Source organism: Chitinophaga pinensis (genome assembly GCF_007896845.1).
GTDB lineage: Bacteria > Bacteroidota > Bacteroidia > Chitinophagales > Chitinophagaceae > Chitinophaga > Chitinophaga pinensis_C.
On the sequence record NZ_VOHS01000053.1, the window covers coordinates 1 to 18,464 of the forward strand.

20 protein-coding genes are annotated in these 18,464 nt (G+C 46.9%); 7 read left to right on the forward strand and 13 right to left on the reverse strand.

Annotation, left to right across the window (positions count from 1 at the left end):
* The 7 genes from FEF09_RS31045 to FEF09_RS26725 form a co-directional block, all read left to right on the forward strand.
* A partial coding sequence (locus tag FEF09_RS31045; RefSeq protein ID WP_186774550.1) for a hypothetical protein occupies positions 1-387 on the forward strand: 387 nt, incomplete at its 5' end.
* Positions 388-563: 176 nt separating this feature from the next.
* Positions 564-1,376: a T9SS type A sorting domain-containing protein gene (locus tag FEF09_RS26700; protein WP_146307933.1), complete on the forward strand. Its 813-nt coding sequence runs from the start codon at positions 564-566 to the stop codon at positions 1,374-1,376.
* Positions 1,377-1,383: 7 nt separating this feature from the next.
* Positions 1,384-1,731, forward strand: a complete 348-nt coding sequence (locus FEF09_RS26705; RefSeq protein ID WP_261387807.1) for a DUF4402 domain-containing protein — start codon at positions 1,384-1,386, stop codon at positions 1,729-1,731.
* A gap of 26 nt (positions 1,732-1,757) precedes the next feature.
* Positions 1,758-1,886 carry a DUF4402 domain-containing protein gene (locus FEF09_RS35025; protein ID WP_409994888.1) on the forward strand — a complete coding sequence of 43 codons (129 nt, stop codon included), beginning with the start codon at positions 1,758-1,760 and terminating at the stop codon, positions 1,884-1,886.
* Positions 1,887-1,893: 7 nt separating this feature from the next.
* Complete coding sequence (locus FEF09_RS26715; RefSeq protein WP_146307935.1) at positions 1,894-2,811, forward strand: hypothetical protein; 918 nt, start codon at positions 1,894-1,896, stop codon at positions 2,809-2,811.
* Positions 2,811-4,283 carry a hypothetical protein gene (locus FEF09_RS26720; RefSeq protein ID WP_146307936.1) on the forward strand — a complete coding sequence of 491 codons (1,473 nt, stop codon included), beginning with the start codon at positions 2,811-2,813 and terminating at the stop codon, positions 4,281-4,283. Before FEF09_RS26715 ends, FEF09_RS26720 begins: the two co-directional genes overlap by 1 nt.
* A gap of 50 nt (positions 4,284-4,333) precedes the next feature.
* The gene (locus tag FEF09_RS26725) at positions 4,334-4,534 is read left to right on the forward strand and encodes a hypothetical protein (RefSeq protein ID WP_146307937.1); all 201 of its coding nucleotides are present in this window, start codon (positions 4,334-4,336) and stop codon (positions 4,532-4,534) included.
* Here FEF09_RS26725 and rhaM read toward each other — a convergent pair whose 3' ends face one another.
* The 13 genes from rhaM to FEF09_RS26785 form a co-directional block, all read right to left on the reverse strand.
* Positions 4,535-4,846, reverse strand: coding sequence for an L-rhamnose mutarotase (gene rhaM / locus FEF09_RS26730; RefSeq protein WP_146307938.1), 312 nt, complete (start codon positions 4,844-4,846; stop codon positions 4,535-4,537). It lies immediately after the preceding gene.
* 18 nt (positions 4,847-4,864) lie between these two features.
* Positions 4,865-5,446, reverse strand: a complete 582-nt coding sequence (locus FEF09_RS26735; RefSeq protein WP_146307939.1) for a lactate utilization protein C — start codon at positions 5,444-5,446, stop codon at positions 4,865-4,867.
* A gap of 47 nt (positions 5,447-5,493) precedes the next feature.
* Positions 5,494-6,867, reverse strand: a complete 1,374-nt coding sequence (locus FEF09_RS26740; RefSeq protein WP_146307940.1) for a lactate utilization protein B — start codon at positions 6,865-6,867, stop codon at positions 5,494-5,496.
* Between the two features lie 89 nt (positions 6,868-6,956).
* Complete coding sequence (locus FEF09_RS26745) at positions 6,957-7,697, reverse strand: (Fe-S)-binding protein (RefSeq protein WP_146307941.1); 741 nt, start codon at positions 7,695-7,697, stop codon at positions 6,957-6,959.
* A gap of 5 nt (positions 7,698-7,702) precedes the next feature.
* On the reverse strand, positions 7,703-9,085 hold the full coding sequence (locus FEF09_RS26750) for an FGGY-family carbohydrate kinase (RefSeq protein ID WP_146307942.1): 1,383 nt from the start codon (positions 9,083-9,085) through the stop codon (positions 7,703-7,705).
* A 172-nt stretch (positions 9,086-9,257) separates the two neighbouring features.
* Complete coding sequence (locus FEF09_RS26755; protein WP_146307943.1) at positions 9,258-10,532, reverse strand: TIM barrel protein; 1,275 nt, start codon at positions 10,530-10,532, stop codon at positions 9,258-9,260.
* A gap of 149 nt (positions 10,533-10,681) precedes the next feature.
* Entirely contained in the window at positions 10,682-12,805 is a 2,124-nt protein-coding gene (locus FEF09_RS26760; RefSeq protein ID WP_146307944.1) for a bifunctional aldolase/short-chain dehydrogenase, read from the reverse strand.
* A 41-nt stretch (positions 12,806-12,846) separates the two neighbouring features.
* Complete coding sequence (gene rhaT / locus FEF09_RS26765; protein ID WP_146307945.1) at positions 12,847-13,899, reverse strand: L-rhamnose/proton symporter RhaT; 1,053 nt, start codon at positions 13,897-13,899, stop codon at positions 12,847-12,849.
* 154 nt (positions 13,900-14,053) lie between these two features.
* Entirely contained in the window at positions 14,054-14,668 is a 615-nt protein-coding gene (locus tag FEF09_RS26770) for a hypothetical protein (RefSeq protein WP_146307946.1), read from the reverse strand.
* Between the two features lie 44 nt (positions 14,669-14,712).
* The gene (locus tag FEF09_RS26775; RefSeq protein WP_146307947.1) at positions 14,713-16,692 is read right to left on the reverse strand and encodes a PAS domain-containing sensor histidine kinase; all 1,980 of its coding nucleotides are present in this window, start codon (positions 16,690-16,692) and stop codon (positions 14,713-14,715) included.
* A 95-nt stretch (positions 16,693-16,787) separates the two neighbouring features.
* Entirely contained in the window at positions 16,788-17,651 is an 864-nt protein-coding gene (locus tag FEF09_RS26780) for an LLM class flavin-dependent oxidoreductase (RefSeq protein ID WP_261387808.1), read from the reverse strand.
* A complete protein-coding gene (locus FEF09_RS33830) occupies positions 17,624-17,812 on the reverse strand; it encodes a hypothetical protein (RefSeq protein WP_261387810.1) in 189 nt (62 codons plus the stop codon). The genes FEF09_RS26780 and FEF09_RS33830 overlap by 28 nt, the downstream gene beginning before the upstream one ends.
* A gap of 124 nt (positions 17,813-17,936) precedes the next feature.
* Positions 17,937-18,311: a PepSY domain-containing protein gene (locus FEF09_RS26785; RefSeq protein ID WP_222597173.1), complete on the reverse strand. Its 375-nt coding sequence runs from the start codon at positions 18,309-18,311 to the stop codon at positions 17,937-17,939.
* Positions 18,312-18,464: the final 153 nt, after the last annotated feature.

Consider the following 18,464-nt stretch of genomic DNA (forward strand, 5'->3'; position numbering starts at 1 on the left):
ACGCGTACTGCGTTGATTGATGGCAGCGGTGTTGGTTCTGTATTGGGAAGTGTGACTATTCAGCGTTATCGCCCGAACAGTTTTGGGTATGTGTATCTCAGTTCGCCGTTAAATGCAGCTACAGTAAATGAGTTTTCAGATGATGTGAACCTTAATTCCAGCTTCCCTTCTTTCTACCGGTATGTTGAAAACAGGACCTCTTCCGGATGGGTATCCTACACAGCTGCTTCAGGCATTCTGGCGTCTATGGTAGGTTATGCCGGCAATCTGGGTACAAGCATGTCTCCTGTTACGCTGGATATGACCGGCACCGTCAATAATGGTACCATCACGGCCCCTACCCTTACCAACAACAACCAACCTATACCAAAGGTTTTAATCTGGTAGGGAACCCTTATCCCTCACCGGTTGACTGGGATGCAGCCGGCGGATGGACCCGTGTAAATGTTGACAATGCGATCTATTATTTCAATGCGGGTACTACCAATCAATATACCGGTACTTACAGCTCTTACATCAATGGAGTATCCAGTGATGGTGTAGCGAATAATATCGTTCCTGCCATGCAGGGTTTCTTTGTACATGTGACCAATGGTACATTCCCGGTATCGGGTACATTGAGCGTAAATAACACAGCGAGGGTAAATAACCTCGCTCCCAACTTCCATCGGGAAAGACCATTGACAGAGCCATTGCTGCGACTGAGCGCAGGCTTTACGGATGAGGGACAGCCTGCTGATCCGGCGGTTATTTATTTCGACAATAGTTATTCGAGGGATTTTGAACAGGATATTGATGCCCTGAAGATTATCAATACAGATGAACATGTGCCTAATCTGTATATCATGGCAGGCACAGAGCGGCAATCCATCGCCGCATGGCCCAATGATATAGACAGTACGGAGATGATCCCGCTGGGTATTACGACAGAGCAGGAAGGCTATGTCAGCTTTAGCATGCCGCTCATCGAGCGTATGCCGGCTGGCAGACATTTCTATCTGTATGATAAGGAGGCGGGCATCACACATGATCTGCATCAGACAACACCTTACCGGCTCTTCCTGCGTAAAGGAAGTTTTGATACCCGTTTCTTTCTCGTACTGAAACCCGGTGAAGACGGCGGGGCGGGAACTGAAACACCGCAGTACCATGCTTATCCGGTTGGCAATAGTCTGTATGCACAATTTGACAAAGTACCAGGAGAGAAATGTACGATCACTGTCAGCAATATCAATGGTCAGGTATTGCTGCGGAAAGAATATACCGGCAATGGCCGTTACCTGCTGGGCTCACATTACAATGGCGGTATTTATATCGTGACTTTCCACGCAAACAAACAGCAGGTATCGAAGAAAGTGTTTATCGTTAACCAATAACTGTGTGATGAGAATATCCAGACATATATATCATCTTTTTTTCAGTGGTCTGCTACTGGTACCCTGTGTGGTGCGCGCACAGGAGCCGCCACCCAGACCGATCTCTGTGTATGTTAATCCTGCGCAGGGGTTAATCTTCGGCGCTTTCTTTCAGGGTATCACAGGGGGTACAGTGATTCTCTATCCGGATGGCTCCCGTTCTGTAACCGGGAGTATTGTGCAGGCGAATCTGGGGTATCCTTTCTCTCCGGCCATCTTTGAAGTAGATGCAAACCCCGGCACACTCATTTCCATCATGAATGGTCCGGATGTGACATTAACAGGCAGTAACGGTGGCTTTTATCATTACATATAGGGACTGCCAGTACCGGCACCCCATTTATAGCTACGGCTACATCTCCTGCCCGTACGATCGTACGTATCGGGGGTACCCTTACAGTAGGGCCACCTCCGGCGAATCCTGCGGGCAATTACAGCGGCGTGTTTCAGGTCACATTCATACAGGAATAAAACATTGATGACAGGCATTACTATCCATACCAATCCATTGAAACGGCTTTGCAGCAAAGCAGTCTGTATGCTGCTGCTTGCCGTTTGTACGCTACCCCTTTCCGCCAAAGATAAAGACGGCGATAACGATGAAGACCCCAAATATGAAGAAACTTCTATCATGGTTGTATTACAGGGAGTAGGCGGCGCTGAGATTCCTGCAGTTGTGCAGGATGAAGTCGCTTATTTGTCTGTGCAGGACGTATTCAATTTCCTGAAGATCCGGAATGCCCCTTCCGAGACACTGGATTCCCTTTCAGGATTCTTCATCACACAGGATGCAGCTTTCCTGATCGATAAGAAGAATAACCAGATCCAGTTCCGGGACAAGATGTTTAAGGTCGGCACAAATGGCCTTGTGAAAACTGAAACCGGCTTATATCTGCGTACTGACTATTTCGCCAGCATCTTTCAGCTGAGTTGTAATTTTAACTTCCGCAGCTTATCGGTGAAGGTCGAGTCGAAAGTAGAACTGCCGGCTATCCGGGAGATGCGGCAACAACTGATGTATCGTAACCTGAATAAGCTAAAGGGGAATATGATTGCCGATACCACTATCGGCCGAAGTCACAAGCTCTTTAAATTCGGTATGGCCGACTGGTCTGTTGTATCTACACAGCGCCTGCAAAGCACCAATGATACATGGCTTAATCTGACCATGGGTGGTACGTTCGCCGGCGGTGAGGCCACCGTATCCCTGAACTACAACAACTTCGCGCGGCAGCAGTTGAAACCGATACATCCTGACAGCAACATTATACGCCCTTTTGATCAGAGGCAACAGTATTACCGCCTGCGTTTGTCAACAATGACAGGAAATGGCTGCGGCAGATCATTGCCGGAAAGATCTTTACCCCAACTATTGCCTCTCTTTATGCGCCGGTAGTGGGTGTACAGGTAACTAATGCACCTACTACCTACCGCCGCTCTTATGGCACTTATACGCTTAGTAATTTCACTGACCCGGGATGGACAGTCGAGCTATATATCAATAACGCACTGGTAGATTATACGGTGGCAGACGCTGCCGGCTTCTATACCTTTCAGGTACCTCTGGTATATGGTAATTCGCAGATCAAACTCCGTTTCTATGGTCCCTGGGGAGAAGAACGGTTTCAGGAAGAAAATATCAGCATCCCTTTCAACTTTATTCCGGCCGGTGAATTTGAGTACACGGCCAGTGCTGGTGTTGCAGAAGACACCGTAAATAGCAAATTAGGCCGTATACAGGCCAATTACGGCCTTACAAACACGATTACAGTAGGTGCAGGAGTCGAGTATCTTTCCTCGATCAGAAAGGCTAATACGCTGCCTTTTGTGACAGCTTCATTGCGCCTCGTCTCCAATCTGCTGCTCTATGGTGAATATACCCATGGCGTGCGGTCAAGAGGCATCCTGAGTTATCGTTCCCAGAACAATCTGCAGGCGGAGCTGAACTACACCCGGTATAATAAAGGCCAGACGGCTATTATCTACAACTGGCTGGAGGAGCGCAAGGCAATCATATCCAAACCTTTTACCTCGAAGAACTTTTCTATGTTCACCCGTCTGACGCTGGATCAGATCATTCTGCCGGGTTCTTATTACACCACTACCGAGTGGTTAATGTCGGGCGCACTTTACAAAGTAGGCACCAGTCTGTCCACTTACGCCATCTTCATCAAAGATGAAACGCCTTTTGTATATACGAATCTCGCCCTGACCTTCCGGGTACCGGGCAACATCCTGCTGACGCCACAGGCACAATATGAATATAACAGCAATCGCTTTATGGCGATACGCTGTGAAGCCGGCAAGTATCTGTTTAAAAACGGTTATCTGAACTTTTCTTACGAAAAAAACTACCGTACAGACATTACCAATATCGGTATCGGCCTCCGTTACGATTTCTCTTTCTCACAGATCGGCTTTTCTCTCTGGCGTAATAACAACCTGACAACATTTGTTGAATCAGCACGCGGCAGTATCATACATGATGGCGCTTCCGGTTATTCCGGCACTCATAACCGTTCCAGTGTAGGTTCAGGTGGTGTGGTATTTGTGCCATTCCTCGACCTCAACAACAACGAGCGATTCGATAACGGAGAACCAAGAGTAGAAGGCTTACAAATGAAATATAATGGCGGAAGAATGATCCGTAGTCTGAGAGATACCAGCATTTGTATACTGGATATGGAACCATATGCGGCTTATCTGTTCGAACTGGAGTCAAAAGGCTTTGAGAGTGTTTCGTGGCAGATCCGTAAGCCGGCGATCCGCATCACAATAGAACCCAATCAGTTACGCCGTATCGATGTACCAGTATCTGTTATGGGAGAAGTATCCGGTAGTGTTAGTCTGCGGAAGATTCCACGCTGAAGGAACAGGGTGGTATCAAGATCTGTATTTACAGATCAGATAGTACGCTGGTGAAATGTATATTGACGGAATCAGATGGTTATTTCAACTATATGGGACTACCACCGGGCAACTATATCATCCAGCCGGATAAGGCACAGCTGAAGAAGCTGAAGCTAAAACCGCAACAGGCAGCCTATGACCTTCATATCAGCACAAAACGCGAAGGTGATGTGATAGACGATATTCTCTTTATACTGGAAAGGAAGTAGTCAGTCCATATGAAATACGGGCACCAGTGGTTTGGTAACAGGAGAATTGTCTTCATTGGTGTCCATGATATCGGCCATATAGTCCCACCAACGCTGAACAATGGATAATGTGCCCAGCTCCTGAGAGGACCGTTCACCGGACTGCTGCTGTACACCAAACAGCGTATTGGTTTCCTCATCGAGGAAAATTGAATAGTCGCTTACACCACTATCTTTCAGCAATGCTTTCAGTTCCGGCCAGATGGCGTCATGGCGTTTACGATACTCTTCTTTACAGCCGGGCCTGAGCTGCATTTTAAAAGCGATTTTCATAACATGGAAATTGATGGGTTATCTGATGATAAAAACAGTCAGACTTTTCGCCCCATGCGCTCCTAATACCAATGATTGTTCGATATCTGCAGTCTTCGATGGTCCGGCTATAAAAGCACTGAAACCGGTTGACGGCGCACCTATCTGTTCATAGGCATCATGCATGGTAGGCAGGATGTGCTTACTGTCAATAACAATTGCCAGGTGTTGTGTAATAAAAGGCAATACTCTCACTTCAATCTCGCTTTCTGTCACCCAGATAGCGCCGTTTTCGGCTACACCCAGTTGTCCGGGAATAATGGCCAGATCGACATGTTCCAGCTGACGACCATCTCCTGTCTGCCATTGCGTAGCAGCACCGGGCAGATAAGCGTCTTTTATAGCCACCACCTGTTTCAGATCAGTATAGTGCTCTGCAACGAGCGGTTGTATTTCTGCGAATGAGGTGATTTCGTATACCTGTCCGCCGAGAGATTCAACGACCTTTTTAAAGGCGGCAGGATCTCCCGGGCCGGCCTGACCAAAGGCTGACAGGTCGGGTAATGCCTGATATTCAGGCTGATTCTTTTTTATAGCGGCGAGTATCGCTTCGCGTGACATAGTGTAATTACAAATTTACAATTGAGAATAATTGCCGGGCTACCTGCTTATTTTCTGTTCTTCTTATACCAGTCAGCAAATGATTCTTTCGGAGGAGCCGGCATTTCGCGTTGCTTATACCATGGATTCATGCCATTGTTTACCACGGCAGGAAAGGTACGCATGACCCAACGGCCTACACCACCTGCTGTTTTATAAAGTCCCGGTTTAGACAATACGATGTTCATCGCATGCATGCCTGCGGCTTTGGTCTTTTTGGTATACCCTTCTTTGGTGATCACCTGTCTCCATTTATAAAGCTGCTGATGTATGTCGATCTTCACCGGACAAACATTCGAGCAGGAACCACATAAAGTGGAGGCGAAAGGCAGATCAGCATAATCTTTCATATCCAGATTAGGCGCCAGAATAGATCCGATCGGTCCTGCGATCGCATTATGGTAACTATGGCCGCCGCTCCGGCGGTATACCGGGCAGGTATTCATACAGGCCCCGCAACGGATACATTTCAGGGAATTCCGGAAGTCTTCCCTGCCCAGCTGACGGCTACGGCCATTGTCAACCAGTACGATATGTAGCTGTTGTCCTTCTTTCGGTTTACGGAAATGACTGCTATAAGTAGTAATGGGTTGTCCGGTCGCACTTCTTGCCAGCAAACGGAGAAATACACCAAGGTGTTTCCTCTGGGGAATCAGCTTCTCGATGCCCATGCAGGCAATATGTACATCAGCCAGGTGTGCGCCCATGTCGGCATTTCCTTCATTGGTACAAACCACCATCTCCCCTGTTTCCGCGACTGCAAAGTTGACACCGGTAATAGCGACCCGTGACTGAATAAATTCTTTTCTCAGATGCTGGCGGGCAGCTGCTGTCAGGAACTTAGGATCGGCATTACCGGCAGGTGTGCCCAGATGTTCGTGGAACAGTTCTCCTATTTCTTCTTTCTTCTTATGGATACACGGCAACACGATATGACTCGGTGGTTCCTTTGCCAGCTGCACAATACGCTCCCCCAGATCGGTGTCTATCACTTCAATACCGTGTTCTGCGAGATAGGGATTCAGGTGACACTCTTCTGTCAGCATGGACTTACTTTTCACCATGCGTTTCACTCCCTGTTTCTGCAGGAGTTGCAACACGATCTTATTATGCTCAGCAGCATCAGCAGCCCAATGCACGACGGCGCCATTCGCGATCGCGTTCTTTTCAAACTCGATCAGGTAGTCATGCATATTACCCAGTACGTTATGTTTAATACGCGAAGCTGCTTCTCTCAACTCCTCCCACTCCGGAATACTCCAGGCCATCCGGTCACGTTTCTGACGCACCCACCAGAGCGTTTCATCATGCCAGTCTACACGAGACTCATTGGCATTAAAGGTTTCTGCAAGCAGGGAGTGTTCTTTATGATCCTGTTCCATCGAAAACAATTAGAAATCAGTAATCAGGCATGAAGCATCAGGACTGTTACTGAACAGTGCATGATGCCTGACGCCTGATTACGGATTGATTAATCTATACTAGCATTTAATATTTCCGCCATATGCAGCACTTTCACGTTACTCTGCTGTCTGCGCAGAATTCCTTCCAGATGCATCAGGCAACTCACATCATTTCCGGTGATGTATTCAGCGCCGTTATTGACATGGTCTGTAATACGGTCTTTCCCCATCTTCACAGAAACGGCTTCTTCAAATACACAGAAAGTACCGCCAAAACCGCAGCATTCATCCTTACGTTTCAGTTCTACCAGTTCCAGTCCTTCTACCATCTGCAACAATTGTTGTGGTTTGGAAAAGGGTTCCGCTACCAGTTCACTCATCTGAGAGAGGCCTAAACCACGTTGTCCGTGACAGCTTTGGTGAATACCTACTTTATGCGGGAATCTGGCCTGCAGACTTTCAACTTTCAGTACATCCGTCAGGAACTCTGCCAGTTCATAAATGCGCTGGCGGATATGCGTGGCTTTCTCTTCTCTGTCAGGTACATGCAGATGATCTTTGATGTGCAGTACGCAGCTACCAGAAGGACCAACGATGTAGTCAAAATCCTGAAAATGGTTTACGAAAAGTGTATTACAGCCGGAAGTGAGGTGTTCGAATCCGGAATTGGCCATGGGTTGACCACAGCAGGTTTGTCCCTGCGGGTATACCACTTCACAACCCAGTTTCTCCAATAAGGATAACGTGGCGATACCTACCTGTGGATAAAACTGGTCGATGTAACATGGTATGAATAGTCCTACTTTCATCTTGTTCAAATATAAATCGAGCCGTGGCTATAGTGTCTCATTTCTACAAGGTCAGCCGGTAATGGTTGTGCATTCCAGTGTTTGTGAATAGCGAGAGCGGCGCCTACTGCTGTCGCCTGGGCGACTGAAGCTGCATACACTTCCATATGAGGGAATGCTGCTGCCAGCAGATGCATATATACCGTATTCTTACTAAAACCACCGTCCACGAAAATGCGTTTTACCGGTGTGTCTGCCAATACCAGTGATGAAGAAAACTGCTGCTGTTCCATGATATCCATCAATAAACGGTGATAAGCAATTTCATAACCGGGAAAGTCAGTCAATGACCTTTCTGCAAAGCGGGAAGACTGCAACAGGCCTGTACCGGGTACGGGCGTTTGGTGTTGCGGAGGTACCGCGAGCAATTGAGCAAATATAGCGGGGTCGAATACTACTTGCTGGTAGTAATTTACCGGTGTTTGATAATATTCTGCCAGCCTTTTCACCTGCTGCTCATGTTCATTGCCGGCAAACAGTCTTGCGGCTTTTACAGGACGGTTTTCGTAGGTGAGGTAGCAGAGGCAGTCTGCCGCCAGTTCGGCTGGCGTTAACGGACTATTATTGAACGGATTAAGAGTAATGCACCACGTGCCCGTCGAGATCAGGGCAAATGGTTCTGAAAAGCTGGATAAGTAAGGGATCAATGCCGCAGAACTGTCATGCAGTCCTACGCCGGCCATGTAATTATGCCCTCCAATGGAAGCGGGCAGTACCCGGTTACCCGGAAATATGGGCGCCAGTTTTTCTGCCAGTCCCTCCTTCAGCACCCACTCATGATAGCGTTGTTGGGAAAAGTCCCACAACATCGTGTGACAACCGATACTGGTAATATCTGATAAGGGTTGTCCCGTCACCAGAAAACTGATATACTGCGGCAGGTGCAATGCATACCTGATCTTGTCAAACAGCTCTGGTCGTGTCTGTTTGATACGATACAGCTGTAATCCGGCGTTCAGACTACCCAACGCAGGAGAAGCCGTATCACTACATACCTTACCCAATCCGCCGTTGCCAGCGCAGAGAGATTCCTGCATGCGTTGCGGAAAGGGTTTCAGGTAGTTATAAAGAGGCGCCAGTACATGTCCTTCCTCGTCGAGGTAGACCATGCTGGCGCCATAAGTACTAAAATTAAGTGCTACCACTGTATATTCCGGTAATAAGACCAGTTCACGGAGACTATCCTTTACCCAGTCGGTCAGCAGTGTAATATCTTCACACGGGTCACCGTCTTCATCTTTTGTTTCAGGGAAACAGGTACCACTCTCCCGGACGATCCGGTAGTGTTCATCTATGAGAAAGACTTTTTTATTGGTCTTACCGATATCGAGTATAGCAATACAACGCATGCGTAGAATTAAGAATTAAAAATTAATACTTAAGAATTGGCCTTAGCAATTGGAATTTACTTAGTCAGGAAACGGACTAATCTGATTGCCGGATACTGCTATTTCAGTCCTACATCCGGTATCCCGGCAACTACTCATCATTCTTAATTGTTAATTCCTGATTCTTAATTGATTAAAGTCCTGTAGCGACTGTTTTCAGTCCTCTTTCTTTAATCAGCTGTTCTCTTATCTTAAACTCGCGATAGAAAGCGACAGGCTGTAAAACACCTCCTGCCTGCAGACGCGCCTGGGCTACCAGCGGACGAACATCTGTGCGATAAGCAGCCTGCAATATTTCCTGAGCGGCTACAACATCGTTGTTCTGTTGTGCGGCCTGTAATGCTTTGGTATCTACCAGCAACGCCTGTGCATAGGCAATCATAATAGCTTCAACAGACTGTAGCAGGTCTTCCAGCGGGTCTTTCACATTATGAGACGCATCGATCATCCAGCCCAGATCAGTTGCATGATTCATTCCACGGGCATCCATTCCTTCTACAAGTTCATTAAAGATCAGGAAAAGCTGATAAGGGTTGATACTGCCCACTGTGAGGTCGTCATCGCCGTATTTGGAATCGTTGAAATGGAACCCTGCCAGTTTGCCTTCCATCAGCAATAAGGAAACTATTTGTTCGATATTGGCATTGGGCAGATGATGTCCCAGATCCACCAATGTATAGGCTTTCGGCCCCAGTTTATTGGCGAACAAGAGGGATTGGCCCCAGTCTCCGATGGTCGTAGAATAGAAATTGGGTTCAAATGCCTTATATTCGATATATAATTTCCACGCATCCGGTAATGCTGCATAGATCTCCTGTAAACTGTCCAATGTACGCTTAAATGCACCTCTGAAATTCAGCTGACCGGGGAAGCAGGAACCATCTGCCAGCCACAGACTGAGTGCACTGGAGCCAAGTTCAACACCATATCTGATCACTTCGATGTTATGTTCTACGGCCTGTTTACGGACGCCCTTGTCTACATGGTGTAATGAGCCGAATTTATAGCTGTGCGTCTGATCCGCCTGATCCTGAAAGGTGTTGGAGTTCACCGCATCAAAACGGATATCATATTGTGCTGCCAGAGCTTTGATGCTTGCTGCATTCTCCGGAATATCCCAGGGGATATGCAGGGAAATAGCGCCACTGCTTCTGTTCAGTGCGTGTAATATGCCGATATCGGAGATCTTCTCTTCAAGATTGCGCGGCTCTCCTCCTCCGGAGAAACGGCCAAAACGGGTACCACCAGTACCCAGAGCCCAGCTGGGAATCGCTACCTGAAAATCCTGCAATTTCTGAATGACATCCTGCATGTCAGGAACGCTTGCTGCAACATGCTCAAAATTGCGCTCATGTGCCTGTATGTGGGAATCATTAAAAGCAGAGGTCTGGAATTTTTCTATATTCATAACGGGTGGTTTGGGTCATGAGTAAATTAGGAAAAGTTTTTCGTTAGTGGCAGCAATTCTCCTCACATTGGCAACACATGCCGTTCTGGTAGACACCAGAAGCATGTGTTGTCTCAATGTTAAGGGATGTAACTGAAGAACTTATGGCATTATCTTACAAATGCGGCTGCTACCCCGCCATCTACGTTGATCACGTTTCCGGTTGATTTGCCAAGTAAACCACCGGTAACAGCGAAGCAGGCGCTGGCTATATCTTCAGGAAGGATCACCTGGTTCAGCAGTGTGCGTTTCGCATAATAACCCGGCAGCTCTTCTACCGTAATACCATATGCCTTCGCACGACCGGCAGCCCAATCGCCCTCCCATATTTTACTATCTGCAATAACCGCATCCGGATTAATCACATTGACACGGATACCGTCCTGACCCAGTTCTGCCGCATTCAGACGACTCAGGTGTAACTGGGCCGCTTTCGCAGAACCATAGCCCGCATTATTCGGACCACTCATCAGTGCGTTTTTGCTGACGATGTTGATGACATCTCCACCAAGATCCTGTTTACGCATTACTGCCACGCCTTGCTGCGTCACGAGGAACTGGCCTTTTACCAGTACATCATACAACAGGTCCCAGTCTTTTTCTGTATGCGCCTCCAATGGCTTGGAGATCGACAGACCGGCACAGTTCACCACCATATCAACGCCCCCGAATGCGAGGCTGGCTACGTCATATGCCGCCTGTATATCCGTTGCTTTCGTTACGTCCAGAATGGCTGTTGCGAAAACATCTGCGCCGTATTGTTTAGTAAATTCTTCTTTTGCAGATTGCAGACGGCCGGCATCATTGTCATTGATGATCACACAAGCGCCTTCATCAGCAAATCTCTTTGCAATCGCCTTTCCAATGCCACCCGCGCTACCAGTGATCAATGCAATACGACCAGACAGCGCCTTCGGTTTCGGCATACGCTGTAATTTCGCTTCTTCCAGCAGCCAGTACTCAATATCAAAAGCTTCCTGTCTTGGCAAAGCAGTGTATTCAGAAATCGCCTCTGCTCCTTTCATGACATTGATAGCATTGGTATAGAATTCCGCAGCTACCCTCGCTGTTTGTTTATCTTTTGAGAAAGTAAACATCCCTATGCCCGGATAAAGTATTACGACAGGATTAGGGTCACGTAGTGCCGGACTATTGGCATGACGACAGGTATTGTAGTAATCAGTATACATGTTCCTGTAGGCGGCAAACAGAGGTTCCAGTTGCTGTTTAACCGCTGCCACGTCTTCCAGTGAGGCCTGTGGATCCAGTGGTAGTACCAGAGGACTGATCTTCGTGCGCAGGAAGTGATCAGGACAACTGGTACCCAATGGCGCCAGTCTGTCGAGGTCATTTGAATTGATAAATTCCAGTACACGTGGATCATCCGTAAAATGCCCTACCATCCGTGTATGGCCGGAACAAAGTCCACGTAATACCGGCGCCAGTGCAGCGGCTTGTTTTTTACGCACTTCCGCATCCGGAGACGTCATACGCGCGCCACCAAATACCGGCCCTTTTTTGCCATAATGCTCTTCCAGATAGGCGGCACAACGCTCAATCACTTCCAGTGTATTGATATAGCTTTCGTACGCTGTATCTCCCCATGTAAACAGACCATGTGAACCTAACATGATACCGCGGATACCGGGATTATCCTGCAGACATTGTCTGAGCTGCAAGCCGAGGTCAAAGCCCGGACGTTGCCACGGCACCCAGCCAATTGTACCACCGAATAATTCTTCTGTAATACGTTTACCATCCTTTGCCGCAGCAATCGCTATAGCAGCGTCAGGGTGCAGGTGATCTATATGTTTGAACGGCAGAAAACCGTGTAAAGGCGTATCGATAGAAGGTGCTTTTGAGCTCAGATCAAAGATGCAATGATTGAATAATTCCACCATCTCATCTTCATGCTCAATACCTCGGTAGATGTTTTCGAGACTATGCAGTCTGTCTACATATAAAGCAGCCAGACCACTGCGTTTCAATGTTCCGAGGTCTCCGCCGGAACCTTTTACCCACATGACTTCCGTTTGTTTACCAGTAAGCGGATCTTTGGCCATTACCTTGCAGGAGGTATTACCACCACCGTAGTTAGTCAGCCTTAAATCGGCTCCCAGCAGATTGGAACGGTAGATCAGCAATGCTACTTCATCCCCCGCCAATGCAGCGGCCTTCTGCTCATCCCAGAGATAGCTTACGTGTTTGAAATTTGTTAAGGAAGAAACCGACATATATTCTTGTTTAAATGAATTACAATGATTCTCTTACTTTGTCAGATTGAGTTACCATATCCAACCAGCATCACAGACAAAAAGATGGTTAATACACCGAGTAGTATAGTGCCGAATGTTTTACGGCTTACGCCTTTCCACTCTTTCAGGGTAATACCCCATAGACTGGATATCATAATAATGAAGGCCATATGTAAGATCCATGAACTGGCGCCATTGCCCAGCTTACTTTCACCCATACCATAGAAGAAGAACTGGAAAAACCAGGTGGTACCTGCAAGGGCAGCAAAGAAGTAGTTGCCTGCCAGTGGCGTATCTTTATTCAGATAATCACCGAAGGTCTTATTGCGGATATTGAGGAGCATACACCAGAACAGATTAGTGGTGAGGCCACCCCATAGTAATACCACGAAAATGACGTTGTTCTGAAATAGGGGATTACTACCTTGTTCCACCGCAATAGCGGCCATTGGTTTTCCTGCCTCTATCCCAAAGTTGAAACAGGCACTCAGCACACCTGAGATAGTCGCCACAATCAATCCTTTACGCAGATTGAACTCCTTGATGCTCTGTTTTTTTGCTTCATCAGAAAGTTCGCGTTCTTTCATCACACCAGCGGCACCACAGATCGCGATACCTATCAGACATACAGCTACGCCGGATAATACCAGTAGTCCACCGGGACTCTGGATCATATTGGAAAAAGTGCGTTCTGTATCGTTGGTAAAAATATCCCTGTATATAGGTGGGATCAGCGAACCGAATGCAGAGGTATATCCCAGTGCAACAGACATTCCTAATGACATACCGAGGTAGCGCATAGCCAGACCGAAGGTCAGTCCTCCAATACCCCATAATACACCCATGAAATAGGTCCAGAAAAGTGTTGTGGCATCTGTAGCGCCGATTATACTCAGAAAGTCAGGTACAGTGATCCAGGCAGCCAGAAAGGGTACGATCAGCCAGGAAAAGAAACCTCCAACGATCCAGTAACTTTCCCATGACCAGTTTTTTACTTTCTTGAAAGGGATATAAAAACTGCCCGAGGCAAAACCTCCGATAAAATGAAAGAATACGCCTAAAATAGCTTGCATAAAAGTGGAATTGTTTGTTTTATTCGTGGAACCTTTCAAATTTAAACAAACACCATGGGGCAACTGTCCTACACACTCCTATTGGGCTAAAATAAGAAAAGGCCGTCCGCCAACAGCGAACAGCCTTTATTTTCTCTGCATAAATATCTTAATATCAGTACGTTACTTTCACGTCTGCAATCACATAATCAGTGCTCAGCGCTTTCACTTTAATGATACCTCTCTTACCGAAGCCATTCTGGAAGAACACAACCATCGGCAGGTCAGCAGTCGCAAAGGACTGATCATCAGTTTTTATCGTGAGTTTCTTGATAGTGGATGCGTGCATGATCGTATCGAAAGCATTCACATCAAATGTATCTACCGGTACATAGTTACGCACGAGGGTGGTCAGTGTACCAGGTATTTTCAGATCAACAGTAGCATCATTCGCACTGGCGAAGAACATATAGTTCGCACCAAAGTTGTTGAAAAAGATGTCGATATATTTTCCCAGCGTATCAGGAATCTCTTTGTCCGGGTAAACTTTCCCTTTAAAAGAAGAGAATGCACGGCCATAACTTTCATTACCGGGAGTCAGGGAGAATTTCAGATCTGAAAAGGTTACTACACTATCAGCAGTCTTTCCGCCACCACCGGAGCCGGATCCATTTCCAGGTGTAGACGTTGTATCACCCGGATTGTTAGTTCCACCGCCCACGCCGGATTCCTTGGTACAGGCAGCAAACGTCAGCGCTATAGCTGCAATCAGCAGGAAGTATTTTCTCATAGGATAGGATCAGTTATTTCCAGCAAAAATATAAAAAAATATAATCAAGTGTACGCCGGTAAAATAACTGTGAAGGTAGCACCTTCTTTTTCTGCTGATTCTGCGTAGATTATACCGTGATGAGCGATCACTATTTTCTGGCATAATGCAAGTCCGATGCCGCTTCCCTCGTATTCTCCCCTGCCATGCAGCCGCTGGAAGATCACAAATATTTTGCGTGCATACGTTGGGTCGAAACCGATACCATTGTCTTTTACCTTTATTTCACAATACCTTGTGCCATTCTGTAGCTGCGGATGTGCTGCCACCTCCTGTGGCTCCATCATCCGTGAATTGACAGTGATGACAGGCGGCTCATCTACCTTACTGAATTTCAGGGCATTACTCACCAGATTCTGGAATAACTGGGTCATGTGCAGAGGAATCGCCTTCACCGGACAAAGACCATCATACTCAATCCTCGCCCCTTTTTGCTGCACGGTAACGTCTACATCTGTCACTACTTGTTCCAGTATCTGCCGCAGGTCTACTTTTTCAAAAAGATGATCCTGACGGGACACTCTTGAAAAAGCCAGCAGGTCTTGTATCAATGTAGTCATACGGGTAGCCGCATTCCGGATAATACCCAGATTGCGTACGCCCGTCTCATTCAGTTCATTGGCATATTTATCCTGTAAGAGGGCAGAGAACATATTAATCTTACGCAACGGCTCCTGCAGGTCGTGGCTGGCCACGTATGCAAACTGCTCCAGATTCTGATTCACAATATTCAGGTCAATATTAGCTTTTTTCAGTTCATCAGTTCTCAGTTCCACTAGCCTTTCGAGCTCCTGCTCATTATCGATCATCTGCTGCCGCAGAGCCTTCTCTTCCCGCAGGTCCCGGGCGATACTGGCCCTTCCCTGAGAAGCACCTGTCATCGGATCGTATACAAGCATAGTTGTTGCCTGTACCGGTATTATTTCTCCTGTTTTGAAATGACGATATAATATTTCGCCGGACCATTGCCCCCGGCTGAACAACTGCACATTCACCTCATTTTTAAGCCGCTCCTGTTCTTCCGGCATCAGATAACTGCTGTTATGTATTTTTGCTTCCTGCAGGCTATCTAATCCCACCAGCTTCAGACCCGCAGCATTGACATAGGAAACCTGACCATTTTCATCAGAAAGGCTGACGAAATCGCGGCTATTTTCCAGCAAAGCCAATAGCTTTTGTTGTTCTTTTTTCGCTTCCAGTTCGGGACGCAGGTCACGCAAAGATGCCCCGTGACCAATAATGCTATTGTTCCTCGGGTCTCTGATAGCGGTATAATCTGCGTGAAAAGGGATGGTTTCTTTGGTGAGATAGTGCTTCAGATAGATAGTACCGGTCCATTTTTTGCCAGCTTTCAGTCCGGGCAGCACCTCGTTACCAAAAGACTGGTGGTTTTCAGTACTATACAGTTCTTTTTCTTCCAATTGGGAGATATCCATATCCAGTGGGATACCCAGCAATCTCCTGCCGGAAGCATTCATATAAAACAGGCCGCCATCCATATCTGAGGCGGCCATACAATCAGAACTACTTTCTACGAGAGAAAACAACATGGCCTGTCGTTCTCTGCTCTTACGCTGTTTCGTGATATCCTGGGCTGTACCTGCAAAACGATAGGCAACGCCTTTTTCGTTGAAGTAGGCCTGTCCGATACATCTTAACCAGCGTAATTTATGATCTGCTGCACCGATAGTACGGAATTCCATATCATAGCGGCCTCCCTGTTCATCAGAAAGCGCGCGGGCTACGGCATTCTCTACCAGTACTTTATCCTCCGGATGAATATAGGTCATCACATTATCAAATGACGTCACATTCCCTTCCGGAAACCCATACAGTTCTCTGCAACGGTCATCCCATATCACATGTCTGTTGATTGGATCCATGTCCCAGGTCCCCAGCCCGGCAGACTGTAACGCAAAGCGCATCCACTCCTGATATTCCTCCCGGTACGTAACCGGATCTACTCCCTTATCTTTTTGTTCCATTGCAGTATAACAGACGAATTTTATTTGCTCTTCCTGTAAAAGAACAATAATCGGCAATATCTGCCAATACTACGTAAATGTCAGGGGATATTTTATTAAACGTTTCGGGGAGTCAGTTCAAACATCTCCGCGAGCAGCTCATATGACCTGAAACGATCTTCTGCCTGTTCCGTCATGGTAGCAGCCACAATTTCATCCACATCATAGTCAAGTGCCAGTTTCAACATCTTTTCTTTCACCTGATCAGGAGTACCTGCTATCATACGGCCTCTGTTGGCCATGACGCGCTGCCATTCCATATCGCTGTATTCATAGTCTCTTACTTCTTCATAAGATGGAAACTCGTCAAATCTACCCTTCTCAAAACTCAGCAAACGGTAATCCATCATCGCTTGCAATTCATCTGCTTTTTCCTGCGTATCTGCACAGAAAACAAAGATGCCTACACTTGCGGCAGGCTCCTGTAAGAATTGGGAAGCTTTAAATCTGTCTCTATAGTTTCTGACAGCCTGTGGCCCGCCTACCGGATATATAAAGTGTGCAAAAGACAATGCCCAGCCTTGCCGTGCAGCCAGCAAACCACTTTCACCACTGGAAGTCAGCATCCATAGTTCCGGTGCTGTTTCAATATGAGGGATGGCTATCACTTTTTCGTGGATAGTACCGGCTTCTCTTGAATCGGACAAATATCCCTCAAGGTCATTTATTTGCTGTACGAAATCCCTTGGCTCAAAGGTGTTGGAAGGGTTCAGCACATGTGCCGTCAGCCGGTCTCCTCCCGGTGCACGACCAATACCCAGATCTATACGTCCCGGATATAAAGCTTCCAGCAGACGGAAATTCTCCGCTACTTTGAGTGTGCTATGGTTAGGCAGCATCACTCCTCCTGATCCGAGGCGGATATGTTTAGTAGCTGCAGCCAGTCTGGCAATTAATATTTCAGGAGATGCGCCCGCCAGAGAGCGGGTATTATGATGTTCAGAAAGCCAGTAGCGGGTAAACCCAGACGGTCTGCCATCTGGGCCAGCTTTATGCTCTCCTGCAATGCTTCTACCGCATTGCTGCCCCTTCTGATGGGCGATTGGTCCAATACACTGATTCTTAATTTCCTGTCGGCCATGAATTCGTCTTTTTAGAATGATTGTTCCAAAATTACGAAAGAATTGTGAAAGAAAAGGGAGAATTGGCAGTTTTAACCGAAAAGAAGGGGCAGGCAATGGGGAGCGGGACAGCTATATTTCAGGCTAGTCGCGCTTATCGGAGATAATTTTACCTGTGGGGTCTACTACAAGATCCCACTCTTCGCCGGCATTGTTTTTCACCTCAATCTTATAGGTCACCGTGCCTGCTTCGATCTTTTTAGCCTCGTGCAATACGGTTCCGGGATGTCTGGTCAGGCCTGCGGCACGCACAGTCTGCGGAACAGCCGATGTGTCCATTTCTTCCTCATAATATAACATGGCGCCTTTTGTGTCATATTTGATCTCATAATCACGATGTGCTACTTCAAATTCCACCTTATAGTACCCATTTTTCAACTTCCACTCTACATCTTCTGCATTACGGAACTTTGTCTGAAAATTGTTGAGTATAACCGAAGGCACCTCTTTTGGCGACAATTTCTGCGCTGATACTGAGACCGTACTAAAGTCAGCAATGCTGCACCTATGACTAATAATTGTTCTTCATGCTTTTTATTTTATTGTTATTACAATGACAATGTTTATTGATAAAACAAAGTTGCAACCCGAAACCGGAAAGAATCTGGAATC